Source organism: Pseudomonas laurylsulfatiphila (assembly GCF_002934665.1).
Lineage (GTDB): Bacteria > Pseudomonadota > Gammaproteobacteria > Pseudomonadales > Pseudomonadaceae > Aquipseudomonas > Aquipseudomonas laurylsulfatiphila.
Genome location: NZ_NIRS01000003.1, coordinates 812535 through 825239, shown reverse-complemented (window position 1 = coordinate 825239; position 12705 = coordinate 812535). Strand labels below are relative to the sequence as shown.

The following is a 12705-nucleotide window of genomic DNA, read 5'->3' as shown; positions in this document are numbered from 1 at the left end:
CGCATTCACCGGACGTTTTTCGCGAGCAAGCTAGCTCAACAAGATGTGGATCAGTCGATGTACTCGAACAGCTTCACAATCTTCTGCACGCCGGAAACGCCTTGCACCAGGTTGGTCGCCTGCGCAGCTTCCTGTTTGGTCAGCAGGCCCAGCAAGTAGACGATGCCGTTTTCAGTGACGACCTTGATGCGCGAACCAGGGATGTTCGCGTCAGCGAGCATCTGGGTCTTGATCTTGGTGGTCAGCCAGGTGTCATTCTGGCGCGCCAGCAGCGAGGAGGGGGCCATGATTTGCAGCTCGTTGTGCACCTGCTTCACGCGCTGGACCGCGGCGGCGGCCTGTTCGGCCTTGGCCTTGAGATCTGCGCGTGGCGTTTGCCCGGCGAGCAGCACGACACCGTTGTAGCTGGTGACGACGATGTGCGAGTCCTTGTCCAGGGCCGGGTCGGCCTTGGCGATGTTCACGCCAACCTTGGTGTCGATCAGGGAGTCGTCGATCTTGCTGCCCAGTGTGCGAGTGCCGCGGTCATCTTCAATGGGGGCTTCACGGCTGGCGGTCACCACCGAGGTGCAACCGCTGATGCCGAGGCACAGAGTCAAGGCCAGTAGGCCAAGGCGATTAGGGGTCATTCTTCACTCCCGAACAATTGGCTGTCGATCAAGTCGCAAAGGCAATGGATCGCCAGCAGGTGGACTTCTTGAATACGAGCGGTGACGTTGGCCGGTACGCGAATCTCCACGTCCTCGGGCAACAGCAGCGACGCCATGCCGCCGCCATCACGTCCCGTCAATGCTACGACAATCATTTCGCGATCATGTGCGGCCTGGATCGCTTGAATTATGTTGGCCGAGTTGCCGCTGGTGGAGATAGCCAGCAACACATCGCCCGGTTGGCCCAGTGCGCGGATCTGCTTGGAGAAGATTTCGTTGTAGCTGTAGTCGTTGGCGATCGAGGTGATCGTCGAACTGTCGGTCGTCAAGGCGATGGCCGGCAGGCTCGGGCGCTCGCGCTCAAAGCGATTGAGCAGCTCGGACGAAAAGTGCTGGGCGTCGCCGGCTGAGCCGCCGTTGCCACAGGAAAGCATTTTGCCTTCGTTGAGCAGGGCGTTGACCATGACCTGGCTGGCTTGCTCGATGTGCGGTGCAAGAACTTCCATCGCCTGTTGCTTGGTGTCGATACTGGCCTGAAAAAGCTGGCGAATTCGGGATTGCATGTCCATCTGTGTGACCTTAATTAGCGCGGCTGTTCGGCACGTGAATGTGCAGCCCGCAAAGCAAAGAGCAAAAGTGTTGGGTGATAGTGTCCGGTTCGTGATGCCGGTGATCAGCCGTCGAAGGCATTCTGTAGCCAGTTCAGCTGATCGAGGTGGCTGTCGATGGCAATCACGTCGAAGCGGCAAGGGGAATTGGCCCAGCGCGACTCGCGCTGAAGAAAATATTGCGCGGCGAAAATCAGCTTTTGCCGTTTGCGCTCATCGATGCTATCGAGCGCGCCACCCCATTGAGTGTCTTTTCGGTAGCGGACTTCAACGAATACTACTGTATCGCCATCTAGCATGACCAGATCAAGCTCGCCGCGTTTGCACAACCAGTTCTGCGCCAGCAGGCGCAGACCCTGTTGTTGAAGATGCTCGAGCGCGTGGCGCTCGGCATCCATACCGCTTTGCTGGCGTGACCTGTCAGGCATCAGCGGGCGGTGTCCGGCAGGCGCTGGATCTGGCCATTGGCGAACTGGGCCCATGGCAACTGGCGCACGACCCGCTGGCTCTGAGTCATGCCGAGGCTGCCCGACTCACCGTCGATGCGGCTGTCCGGCAGAGACTTCAGCTGGCCCAGGCGCGGCGCCAGTCGATAGGCGTCCACGCCCATGGCGTACAGACGCCCCAGGCTACCGGCGGCTTGTGGCCACTGGGCGGTGACCTGGCGGCGCAGTGGATCGTTGGCGTCCAGCAGCCAGGGTGTTTCGCAGAAACGAATGCCGTTCATGTCGTTGTACTGGTTGATGTCGCCGCTGGCGCTGAACACGTGAGAGGTGGCGTAGACCGGTACATCGCCTGCGTACTGGAAGTTCAGGGTCGGTTTGATCTGTTGGGCCTGTTGCGGCGTTGCGGCGAGGAAGATGAATTCGATGTCCTGGCGGCGCGACGGCTGGGCCGCTACTTGCGAACCAACAGTGCTTTGCAGGCTCTTGGCGCGACCTTCGCTCTGACGCAGCTGGAACATGTCGGCAATCTGCTGGGCCAACTGGACCGGTTGGTCGACGCGTTCGGTGGCGACGATGGTGCCACCATTGGCCTGCCAGTCCTGGCTGAACGCCTTGAGCACGCGATCGCCCCATTCGCCTTTCGGCACCATGATGGCTGCGCGATGCAGGCCGTCGGCGCGAGCGCGGCGCGACACTTCACGGGCTTCGTCTTCAGCGGCAAGACCGAACTGGAACAACTGCGCCGGCCCTTGATCACCTTCGCTGTAGTTCAGCGCCAGGGTGGTGATCGGGAGTTGCGGGCGAGTGCTCAACTGTTTGACCAGCGGCTTCTCCAGCGGGCCGACGACCAATTGCACGCCATCGGCCTGGGCCTTGCGGTAGAACTCGTCCATGGATGTCAGGCGCGAGCTGTCATAAAACTCGATGGCGGGTGGTTTCTGCCCGGCCTGTTGTGCCTGGTAGTGGGCGGCCATGAAGCCGTCGCGCAATGCTTTGCCAACCGAGGCCAACTGGCCATCCTGAGGCAGCAGAAGGGCAATCTTGCTCAGGGGCTGGCTGGCCAGCTCCTTGAGTTGGGTCAGCGGCTGCGGCAATTGAAGGGCGGCCGGGTGTTTCGGATTCTGCGCGCGCCAGTTGTCGATGGCGGCCTGTTGCTGCTCCAGGGTGCCGGCGGATTTCACGGCCAGGGCCAGGGCCATCCAGCCGCCAAGATCGTCGCTGGAGCTCGGCTGCAACTGCTCGGTCGGCAGCGAAGCGATCAAGGTCCAGATCGCTTCGTGGTTTTTGCTCGCGGCTTCACCTTTAAGCATCGGGGCAATGAAAATGCGCTCGCGAGCGGCGGCAAGGGTCTGGCCATCGGCTTCCAGAGCGCGGGCGTGAACAGTGCCGGTGCGGACCTGTTGCTCGACGGGCAGTTCGCTCAAGCGTTGCATGCTTGGGTGGCTCAGAGCAGTCAGTGCTGCCTTGGGCTGATTGCGGGTCATGGCCAGTTCAGCCGCCAGGGTGTTGGCGAAAACCTGTGGTCCCGGCTTGAGCTGCTCGACAGGGACCTGTTGCAGGATTTGCGCGGACTGGCCGGCATTGCCCTGGCGATAGGCCAGATCGGCAGCGCTCAAGCGCAGCAGGGCTGCATCTTCCGGTGATTTGCTTTGGGCGGCCTTCTCAAGCAGTTGCTCGATACTGGCGTCCGGTGTCCGTGGTAGTTCGCCAAGGCTGGACGAGGGCGAGCTGGCGCAAGCCGCCAGCAAGGCAGCGAGGCAGAGGGCAGATAACAGCCGCAGGCAAGCGATCATGTAAGCGTTCCTGATACTCGATCAAATTAGCGTGGAATTGTACCCAAGCACTGGCCGGGGCGCGATGTTACTGGCGTGAATCGATCAATTTAGCTGGTGTAAATGTTGCGCCAGTGCACAAACAGTCGCCGATACCTCGTTTGCTTGCGGGTATCGTGAGTCTCGCTACGCGCTACAATGGCGACTTTTACCGATCATGAGGTGTGCGCTTTGACTGCTCCAGGTGCTTTGAATTCCGCTGCTGGCTCGCTTTATGTGGTGGCGACGCCCATCGGCAACCTGGATGACATCAGTGCGCGGGCGCTGAAGATTCTGCGTGAAGTGGCCTTGATCGCCGCGGAAGACACCCGCCATTCGCAGCGCTTGATGCAGCACTTCGGCATTTCGACGCCATTGGCCGCCTGTCATGAACACAACGAGCGGGATGAAGGTAGTCGCTTTATCACGCGTCTGCTTGCCGGTGACAACGTGGCATTGATTTCTGACGCCGGGACGCCGCTGATTTCCGATCCGGGTTATCACCTGGTGCGACAGGCTCGCGCGGCAGGCATCAGCGTGGTGCCCGTTCCGGGTGCCTGCGCCTTGATTGCAGCATTGTCGGCGGCGGGGCTGCCATCCGATCGTTTCATTTTCGAGGGGTTTCTGCCGGCCAAGGCGGTGGGGCGGCGAGCGCGCCTCGAGCAGGTAAAGGAAGAACCTCGCACATTGATCTTCTATGAGGCCCCGCATCGCATTCTGGAATGCCTGCAAGACATGGAGCTGGTGTTCGGCCCCGAGCGCCCGGCACTGCTTGCCCGTGAGCTGACCAAGACCTTTGAAACCCTCAAGGGGCTGCCACTGGCCGAGCTGCGCGAATTTGTCGAGTCCGACAGTAATCAGCAGCGCGGCGAGTGCGTAGTGTTGGTGGCGGGCTGGTCTGCCCCCGAGGAGGAGGGGGCTGTCAGCAGCGAGGCGATGCGCATCCTCAATCTGTTGCTCGAAGAAATGCCGCTCAAGCGTGCGGCGGCTTTGGCGGCGCAAATCACCGGCGAACGAAAGAATGTGCTGTATCAGATCGCACTGGATAAGCAGAAGGGCGAGTAAAACCCGACGCGCAGGCGTGCGCACCGGCGCTTAACGCTTGTTCTTCGGGCGCTCTGCCGGTAACCTTCGCGGCGGAGAGTCGATCGGACAGTCGCTGCCCTCTATGAAAATTAGGGGGGGGAGGAAAGTCCGGGCTCCATAGGGCGAAGTGCCAGGTAATGCCTGGGAGGCGTGAGCCTACGGAAAGTGCCACAGAAAATAACCGCCTAAGCGCTTCGGCGCCGGTAAGGGTGAAAAGGTGCGGTAAGAGCGCACCGCACGTCTGGCAACAGTTCGTGGCTAGGTAAACCCCACTTGGAGCAAGACCAAATAGGGTCCCAAGGCGTGGCCCGCGCTGGGACCGGGTAGGTTGCTAAAGATGTCCAGTGATGGCCATCGTAGACGAATGACTGTTCAAGACAGAACCCGGCTTACAGATCGACTCTCCACCTTTTTCTCCCCTCTGCTTAAATCATTGAGCAGGGGGTACGGTGATAGCAGTTTCCCTCCTTACACATTCATCCGCAGAACCTCTTTTGTAATACCAAAAAAATCTTACTCTTAATAAATTACTTTAACTTCCGAACGCAGCCTCCTGTGCTGATTCAAGTTATCGGGCAGTTTCATGTGCCGGATTCTCGTTACCCCTCCGCTAATGATCCTAAATCTCAGTTCTGTAAGGGTTTTCCTTTAATCCGCGCCTTGACGGTGTGGTGGGCGCATTCCTATAGTGTGCGCAAGTGGCGGAAAGTGGCATGAAGTGGGTTTTTTGAACTCAAAACGCTAGAATTTGGAGAAACGCTGACGTGTTTCGCGGAGCCAACGCTATCAGTCTCGATGCAAAGGGCCGTCTCGCCATGCCGAGCCGGTACCGTGACGAGCTCGATTCGCGTAGTTCCGGTCAATTGATCGTGACAATTGATGCCGTTGATCCTTGTTTGTGTGTTTACCCCCTCGATGAGTGGGAAATTATTGAAACCAAACTGCGCGCACTGCCTTCGCTCCGCGAAGAGAACCGCCGCCTGCAACGTTTACTGATTGGTAATGCCGTCGATCTCGAGCTCGATGGCAGTGGTCGTTTTCTGGTTCCGCCGCGTCTTCGTGAATATGCCAAGTTGGATAAGCGCGCGATGTTGGTAGGCCAACTGAACAAGTTCCAATTGTGGGACGAGGATGCCTGGAACGCGGTTTCTGCCGCTGACCTGGCTGCTATTCAACAACCGGGCGCGATGCCTGATGAACTGCGTGATTTGATCCTGTGACTATTGATAGCGGCTTTAACCACATCACCGTACTGCTTGACGAAGCCGTCGAGGCTCTCGCCGTACGTCCTGATGGCTGCTATCTGGACGGTACGTTCGGGCGCGGCGGGCACAGCCGGTTGATCCTCAGCCAGCTCGGTCCCGATGGTCGCTTGCTCGGATTCGACAAGGATCCACAAGCGATTGCCACCGGGCAGACGCTAGCGGCCGAAGACGGCCGCTTTGTCGTTGTGCAGCGCAGCTTTGCCGAGCTGGGTTCGGAAGTCGCCGACCGCGGTCTGGCCGGCAAGGTCAGCGGCGTTCTGCTGGATCTGGGCGTGTCTTCGCCACAGCTCGACGACCCTGAGCGCGGTTTCAGCTTCCTCAACGACGGCCCGCTGGACATGCGCATGGATCCGTCCCGTGGCATCAGCGCCGCCGAATTCGTCAACACCGCGCCCGTGGAAGAAATCGCCCGGGTGTTCAAGGAGTATGGCGAAGAGCGTTTCTCCGGTCGCATGGCCCGTGCCGTGGTCGAGCGCCGTGACATCAAGCCATTCGAGCGCACCGGTGACCTGGCAGAAGTCCTGAAGGTCGCCAACCCGGCATGGGAAAAGGGCAAGAACCCCGCCACCCGTGCATTTCAGGGCCTGCGCATTCATGTCAACAACGAACTGGGTGATCTGGAAACCGGCCTCGAAGCCGCGCTGGAGTGCCTGGAAGTGGGCGGTCGCCTGGTGGTGATCAGCTTCCACTCGCTGGAAGACCGTATCGTCAAACTGTTCATGCGCAAGCTGGTGAAAGGCGAAGCCGACAACCTGCCGCGCAACCTGCCGGTTCGGCATGTCGCCTTCGAACCGAAAATCAAAGTCCATGGAAAAGCGCAGACGGCCTCCGACGCCGAACTCAAAGCCAACCCACGTTCGCGAAGCGCTGTCATGCGTGTGGCGGAGAAGCTGCGGTGAGCAAGCTTTTCGCCAAGCCATTGCCCGGCGGAAGCTTCTTCATGCTGCTGTTGTTTGTCGGCGTGCTCGTTTCGGCCATCGGCGTGTCCTACAGCGCGCACTGGAACCGTCAGCTATTGAATTCGCTGTACAACGAATTGAGCGTGCGTGACAAGGCGCAGGCGGAGTGGGGGCGGTTGATTCTGGAGCAGAGCACCTGGACCGCCCACAGCCGTATCGAAGTGCTGGCCACCGAGCAATTGAAAATGCACATCCCCGGTGCCGCTGACGTGAAGATGGTGGCGCCATGATGAAGCTCGAAGGTGCACTCTTTCCTTGGCGGTTCCGCGTGGTGCTGGGTTTGCTCGGCATCATGGTGGCTGCGATTGCCTGGCGCATCATCGATTTGCAAGTGGTCGACCGTGCCTTCCTTAAGGGGCAGGGCGATGCACGCAGTGTTCGTCATATTCCGATTCCGGCTCACCGTGGTCTGATCACCGACCGTAACGGCGAGCCTTTGGCCGTGAGTACTCCGGTCACCACCCTTTGGGCCAATGCCAAGGAAATGCAAACGGCCAAAGAGAAGTGGCCGGCACTGGCGGCTGCCTTGGGGCAGGACCCGAAAGCCCTGGCCGAACGTCTCGAAGCCCAGGCCAACAAAGAATTCATTTATCTGGTGCGCGGGCTGACTCCGGAGCAGGGGCAGGCTGTGCTCGATCTGAAAGTGCCGGGTGTATATGGCATCGAAGAGTTCCGGCGCTTTTACCCTGCCGGCGAAGTCACCGCCCATATGGTCGGGTTTACCGACATCGACGATCACGGTCGTGAAGGCGTCGAACTGGCCTACGACGAATGGCTGGCCGGGGTTCCCGGCAAGCGTCAGGTGATCAAGGACCGGCGCGGCCGGCTGATCAAGGATGTCCAGGTCACCAAAAACGCCAAGGCCGGCAAGCCCTTGGCGTTGTCCATTGACCTGCGCCTGCAATACCTGGCCAACCGCGAATTGCGCAACGCGATCATCGAGAACGGCGCCAAGGCCGGCAGCCTGGTGATCATGGACGTGAAGACCGGCGAGATTCTCGCGATGGTCAACCAGCCGACCTACAACCCGAACAACCGTCGCAACCTGCAACCGGCGATGATGCGTAACCGCGCGATGATCGACGTGTTCGAGCCGGGTTCGACCATGAAAGCGATCTCGATGAGCGCCGCCATCGAAACCGGTCGCTGGAAACCGAGCGACACCGTCGAGGTGTATCCGGGCTCCTTGCAGATTGGCAAGTACACCATCAAGGACGTATCCAAGACCGAAGGCCCGGTGCTCGACCTGACCGGCATCCTGATCAACTCCAGTAACGTCGGGATGAGCAAGGTCGCGTTCGATATTGGCGGCGAAACCATTTTCCGCCTGGCGCAGAAAGTTGGCCTCGGCCAGGACACCGGCCTGGGCTTCCCGGGCGAGCGCGTTGGCAACCTGCCGAACTACCGCGAGTGGCGCAAGGCGGAAACCGCCACGCTGTCCTATGGCTACGGTATTTCCGTGACCGCGATCCAGTTGGTTCACGCCTTCTCGGCCCTGGCCAACAACGGTCGCCTCGCGCCGCTGACCCTGATCAAGACCGACAAGGCACCACAAACCACCCAGGTGCTGCCGGAGGCCGTCGCGAAAACCATGCAGGGCATGCTGCAGCAAGTGATCGAAGCCCCGCGCGGTGTGTTCCGTGCGCAGGTGCCGGCGTATCACGTGGGCGGCAAGTCGGGTACTGCGCGTAAAACCTCGGTCGGCACCAAGGGTTACGCCGAGAACTCCTACCGTTCGCTGTTCGCCGGTTTCGGCCCGATGAGCGATCCACGCTACGCCATCGTGGTCGTCATCGATGAACCGACCAAGGCCGGCTACTTCGGTGGCCTGGTTTCCGCGCCGGTGTTCAGCCGTGTGATGTCGGGCACCCTGCGCCTGATGAACATCACGCCGGACAACCTGCCACCTACTCAACAAGCGAACGCAACACCGGTCGTTCCGCTGAAAGCCAATGGAGGGCGCGGCTGATGTCTCTGAGCCTGAACAAGATTTTCCCTCACGCCGGCCACGATCTACTGATTCGCGAGCTCGCCCTGGACAGCCGCAACGTGCGCGCGGGCGATCTGTTCCTCGCCGTGCCGGGCGGGAAGTTCGATGGACGCGCGCACATTGCCGACGCCTTGCAGCGCGGTGCGGCTGCGGTGGCCTATGAAGTGGAAGGCGCCACTGTGCTGCCCATCACCGAGGTTCCATTGATTCCGGTCAAAGGGCTGGCCGCTCAACTGTCGGACATCGCCGGACGTTTTTATGGCGAGCCGAGCCATCATCTGAACCTGATCGGCGTGACCGGCACCAACGGCAAAACCAGTGTCACTCAACTGGTTGCCCAGGCGCTGGATCTGCTTGGCCAGCACTGCGGCATCGTCGGCACCCTCGGTTGCGGTTTCTACGGCGCATTGGAAAGCGGCCTGCACACCACGCCGAACCCGATTGCCATGCAGGCGACGCTGGGCGACCTGAAAAAGGCCGGCGCCAAAGCCGTGGCGATGGAAGTTTCTTCCCATGGTCTGGACCAGGGCCGCGTGACGGCACTGGCCTTCGACGTGGCGGTGATGACCAACCTGTCTCGCGATCATCTGGATTACCACGGCACCATGCAGGCCTACGGTGAAGCCAAGGCCAAGCTGTTCGCCTGGAACGATCTGAAGTGCCGGGTGGTTAACCTCGACGACGACTTTGGTCGGCAACTGGCTGCTGAAAAACGTGAATCGCGGTTGATCACCTACAGCCTGCTCGACAGCAGTGCCTACCTCTATTGCCGTGAGGCGCAGTTCGATGACGAAGGCGTGCGCGCCACGCTGGTCACGCCGCAGGGTGAACACCATTTGCGCAGCACCTTGCTCGGCCGTTTCAACCTGAGCAACGTGCTCGCTGCGGTTGGCGCCTTGCTTGGCCTGGATTACGCACTGGACGAAATCCTCAAGGTGCTGCCGAAACTCGAAGGCCCGGCCGGTCGCATGCAGCGCCTCGGCGGCGGCACTCAACCGCTGGTGGTGGTCGATTACGCCCACACCCCGGATGCCCTGGAAAAAGTCCTGACGGCCCTGCGTCCACACGCCAAGGGCCGATTGCTCTGCCTGTTCGGCTGTGGCGGTGACCGCGATCGCGGCAAGCGTCCGTTGATGGCCGAAGTGGTTGAGCGCCTGGCCGATGGCGTGCTGGTGACCGACGACAACCCGCGCACTGAAGATCCATCGGTGATTTTCGATGACATCCGCGCCGGTTTCACGGCTGTGGATAAAGTGGAGTTCGTTGCCGGTCGTGGTCAGGCGATTGCCCGTTTGATCGCCAGTGCCTCGGTGGATGACGTGATTGTCCTGGCCGGTAAAGGTCACGAGGACTATCAGGAAATCAACGGCGAGCGTCATGCTTTTTCCGATCTGGTCGAGGCCGATCACGCCTTGACCGCATGGGAGGTGGCCCATGCTTAAGGCCTTGCAACTGAGCGAACTGACCGGCGCGCTGAATGCTCGCTTGGTGTCGACAGATGCCGGTTTCGACGGCGTCAGCATCGACAGCCGCGCCATCAAGCCGGGTCAGCTGTTTATTGCCCTGACCGGTCCGCGCTTCGATGGTCATGATTATCTGAATGAAGTCGCTGCCAAGGGCGCCGTGGCCGCGCTGGTCGAGCGCGAAGTCGCCGACAGCACACTGCCGCAGTTACTGGTCAGCGATACTCGCCAGGCCCTCGGGCAGTTGGGTGCGCTCAATCGCGCCGCCTACACCCATCCGGTCGCGGCTGTCACCGGCTCGAGCGGCAAGACCACGGTCAAGGAAATGCTTGCGAGTATCCTGCGCACCCGTGGCCCGGTACTGGCGACCCGTGGCAACCTGAACAACGATCTCGGTGTGCCGCTGACCTTGCTCGAACTGGCGCCGGAGCATACGGCGGCAGTGATCGAACTCGGTGCATCGCGCCTCGGTGAAATTGCCTACACCGTTGGCCTGACCAAACCGCACGTGGCCATTCTAAACAATGCCGGGACCGCCCACGTCGGCGAGTTCGGTGGCCCGGAAAAAATCGTCGAAGCCAAGGGCGAGATCATCGAAGGGCTGGAGGCTGATGGCGTCGCAGTGCTCAATCTCGACGACAAGGCATTCGGTATCTGGAAGACGCGTGCCGGTGCTCGCAAAGTACTGACGTTTGCATTGAGCAACACCAGTGCCGATTTCTACGCCAGTGACCTGACCACCGATGCCCGTGGCTGCCCGGCATTCAATCTGCACAGCCCTGAAGGTGTAGAGCGCGTTCAGCTGAACCTGCTCGGCACCCATAACGTCGCCAATGCCATGGCCGCCGCCGCTGCCGCCCATGCCCTGGGTGTGTCGCTGTTCGGTATTGCCACCGGCCTTGGCGCGGTGCAACCGGTCAAGGGTCGCACCGTCGCGCAATTGGCCAGCAATGGCATGCGCGTGATCGATGACACTTACAACGCGAACCCCACCTCCATGTGCGCTGCCGTTGATATACTGGCCGGCTTTTCCGGTCGCACCGTCCTGGTGCTCGGGGATATCGGCGAGTTGGGCGAATGGGCGGAGCAGGGGCACCGCGACGTGGGCGAGTACGCCCGTGGCAAGGTTTGCGCGCTGTACGCCGTCGGGCCAATGATGGCTCACGCCGTGAACGCATTCGGTCCAGAGGCTTTTCACTTCAGCACGCAGGCTGAACTGATCAAGGCCCTGGGCGCCGAGCAAGACACAAACACCACCATTTTGATCAAGGGGTCGCGCAGCGCTGCGATGGAAAACGTCGTCGCCGCGTTGTGCGGGTCCAGCCTGGAGAAACATTAATGCTGCTGCTGCTAGCGGAGTATCTGCAACAGTTCTACAAAGGCTTCGCGGTCTTCCAGTACCTGACCCTGCGCGGGATTCTCGGTGTACTGACCGCGCTGGTCTTGTCGCTGTGCTACGGCCCGTGGATGATCCGCACTTTGCAGAACCGTCAGATCGGCCAGTCCGTTCGCAATGACGGCCCGCAGTCGCACCTGTCCAAGTCGGGCACACCGACCATGGGCGGCGCGCTGATCCTGTCGTCCATCGGCGTCAGTACCCTGCTTTGGGCTGACCTGACCAATCGTTACGTCTGGGTCGTACTGCTGGTGACCTTGCTGTTTGGCGCCATCGGCTGGGTCGACGACTACCGCAAGGTGATCGAGAAAAACTCCCGTGGTTTGCCGAGCCGCTGGAAATACTTCTGGCAGTCGGTGTTCGGCCTGGGCGCGGCGATCTTCCTTTACATGACTGCCGCCACGCCGGTGGAAACCACGCTGATCCTGCCGATGCTCAAGGACTACAGCATTCCGCTGGGCGCAGGCTTCATCGTCCTGACCTATTTCGTGATTGTCGGTTCGAGCAACGCGGTCAACCTGACCGACGGCCTCGACGGCCTGGCGATCATGCCGACCGTGATGGTGGGCGGCGGCCTGGGTATCTTCTGCTACTTGTCGGGTAACGTGAAATTCGCCGAATACCTGCTGATTCCTTATGTACCGGGCGCGGGCGAACTGATCGTGTTCTGCGGCGCACTGATCGGAGCCGGCCTGGGCTTCCTGTGGTTCAACACCTATCCGGCACAAGTCTTCATGGGTGACGTCGGCGCACTGGCGCTGGGCGCGGCCCTGGGCACCATCGCGGTGATCGTCCGTCAGGAAATCGTCCTGTTCATCATGGGCGGCGTGTTCGTGATGGAAACCCTGTCAGTGGTCATTCAGGTTGCCTCCTTTAAGCTGACCGGTCGCCGCGTATTCCGCATGGCGCCGATTCACCACCACTTTGAACTCAAGGGTTGGCCCGAGCCACGTGTGATCGTCCGTTTCTGGATCATCACCGTGATTCTCGTGCTGATCGGCCTTGCCACCCTGAAGCTGAGGTAGAAACTC

The 12705-nt window shown here is 60.6% G+C and carries 12 protein-coding genes and 1 other RNA gene; 9 read left to right on the top strand and 4 right to left on the bottom strand.

Annotated features, from left to right (window positions below):
* Positions 1-50: 50 nt before the first annotated feature.
* The 4 genes from CD175_RS14210 to CD175_RS14195 form a co-directional block, all read right to left on the bottom strand.
* A complete protein-coding gene (locus tag CD175_RS14210; RefSeq protein WP_102698528.1) occupies positions 51-629 on the bottom strand; it encodes a BON domain-containing protein in 579 nt (192 codons plus the stop codon).
* Entirely contained in the window at positions 626-1219 is a 594-nt protein-coding gene (locus CD175_RS14205) for a phosphoheptose isomerase (RefSeq protein ID WP_007972584.1), read from the bottom strand. Before CD175_RS14205 ends, CD175_RS14210 begins: the two co-directional genes overlap by 4 nt.
* A gap of 104 nt (positions 1220-1323) precedes the next feature.
* Positions 1324-1686, bottom strand: a complete 363-nt coding sequence (locus tag CD175_RS14200) for a YraN family protein (RefSeq protein WP_095965538.1) — start codon at positions 1684-1686, stop codon at positions 1324-1326.
* A complete protein-coding gene (locus CD175_RS14195) occupies positions 1686-3497 on the bottom strand; it encodes a penicillin-binding protein activator (RefSeq protein ID WP_104449363.1) in 1812 nt (603 codons plus the stop codon). The genes CD175_RS14200 and CD175_RS14195 overlap by 1 nt, the downstream gene beginning before the upstream one ends.
* A 177-nt stretch (positions 3498-3674) precedes the next feature.
* Here CD175_RS14195 and rsmI point away from each other — a divergent pair, with 177 nt between their 5' ends.
* The 9 genes from rsmI (at position 3675) to mraY (ending at position 12699) form a co-directional block, all read left to right on the top strand.
* A complete protein-coding gene (rsmI, locus tag CD175_RS14190) occupies positions 3675-4580 on the top strand; it encodes a 16S rRNA (cytidine(1402)-2'-O)-methyltransferase (RefSeq protein WP_167399524.1) in 906 nt (301 codons plus the stop codon).
* 75 nt (positions 4581-4655) lie between these two features.
* Positions 4656-5009, top strand: an RNA gene (gene rnpB / locus CD175_RS14185) — RNase P RNA component class A.
* A 356-nt stretch (positions 5010-5365) separates the two neighbouring features.
* Positions 5366-5821 (top strand): division/cell wall cluster transcriptional repressor MraZ, encoded by a 456-nt coding sequence (gene mraZ, locus CD175_RS14180; RefSeq protein WP_007917012.1) that lies wholly within the window; start codon positions 5366-5368, stop codon positions 5819-5821.
* Positions 5818-6765, top strand: a complete 948-nt coding sequence (gene rsmH / locus CD175_RS14175) for a 16S rRNA (cytosine(1402)-N(4))-methyltransferase RsmH (RefSeq protein ID WP_167399523.1) — start codon at positions 5818-5820, stop codon at positions 6763-6765. The genes mraZ and rsmH overlap by 4 nt, the downstream gene beginning before the upstream one ends.
* Positions 6762-7055, top strand: coding sequence for a cell division protein FtsL (gene ftsL, locus CD175_RS14170; RefSeq protein ID WP_007998257.1), 294 nt, complete (start codon positions 6762-6764; stop codon positions 7053-7055). The genes rsmH and ftsL overlap by 4 nt, the downstream gene beginning before the upstream one ends.
* Entirely contained in the window at positions 7055-8794 is a 1740-nt protein-coding gene (locus CD175_RS14165) for a peptidoglycan D,D-transpeptidase FtsI family protein (protein WP_177323526.1), read from the top strand. Before ftsL ends, CD175_RS14165 begins: the two co-directional genes overlap by 1 nt.
* Positions 8794-10257 carry a UDP-N-acetylmuramoyl-L-alanyl-D-glutamate--2,6-diaminopimelate ligase gene (locus CD175_RS14160; protein ID WP_104449361.1) on the top strand — a complete coding sequence of 488 codons (1464 nt, stop codon included), beginning with the start codon at positions 8794-8796 and terminating at the stop codon, positions 10255-10257. Before CD175_RS14165 ends, CD175_RS14160 begins: the two co-directional genes overlap by 1 nt.
* On the top strand, positions 10250-11617 hold the full coding sequence (locus CD175_RS14155) for a UDP-N-acetylmuramoyl-tripeptide--D-alanyl-D-alanine ligase (RefSeq protein ID WP_104449360.1): 1368 nt from the start codon (positions 10250-10252) through the stop codon (positions 11615-11617). Before CD175_RS14160 ends, CD175_RS14155 begins: the two co-directional genes overlap by 8 nt.
* Positions 11617-12699, top strand: coding sequence for a phospho-N-acetylmuramoyl-pentapeptide-transferase (gene mraY / locus CD175_RS14150; protein ID WP_008016698.1), 1083 nt, complete (start codon positions 11617-11619; stop codon positions 12697-12699). Before CD175_RS14155 ends, mraY begins: the two co-directional genes overlap by 1 nt.
* Positions 12700-12705 lie beyond the last annotated feature (6 nt).

Excerpts from the sequence above, each read along its gene's own strand:
- CD175_RS14200 (WP_095965538.1), bottom strand. The coding sequence starts at position 1,686 with ATGCCTGACAGGTCACGCCAGCAAAGCGGTATGGATGCCGAGCGCCAC.
- CD175_RS14195 (WP_104449363.1), bottom strand. The coding sequence starts at position 3,497 with ATGATCGCTTGCCTGCGGCTGTTATCTGCCCTCTGCCTCGCTGCCTTG.
- mraY (WP_008016698.1), top strand. The coding sequence starts at position 11,617 with ATGCTGCTGCTGCTAGCGGAGTATCTGCAACAGTTCTACAAAGGCTTC.
- CD175_RS14165 (WP_177323526.1), top strand. The coding sequence starts at position 7,055 with ATGAAGCTCGAAGGTGCACTCTTTCCTTGGCGGTTCCGCGTGGTGCTG.
- CD175_RS14205 (WP_007972584.1), bottom strand. The coding sequence starts at position 1,219 with ATGGACATGCAATCCCGAATTCGCCAGCTTTTTCAGGCCAGTATCGAC.
- CD175_RS14160 (WP_104449361.1), top strand. The coding sequence starts at position 8,794 with ATGTCTCTGAGCCTGAACAAGATTTTCCCTCACGCCGGCCACGATCTA.
- CD175_RS14210 (WP_102698528.1), bottom strand. The coding sequence starts at position 629 with ATGACCCCTAATCGCCTTGGCCTACTGGCCTTGACTCTGTGCCTCGGC.
- rsmI (WP_167399524.1), top strand. The coding sequence starts at position 3,675 with ATGGCGACTTTTACCGATCATGAGGTGTGCGCTTTGACTGCTCCAGGT.
- CD175_RS14155 (WP_104449360.1), top strand. The coding sequence starts at position 10,250 with ATGCTTAAGGCCTTGCAACTGAGCGAACTGACCGGCGCGCTGAATGCT.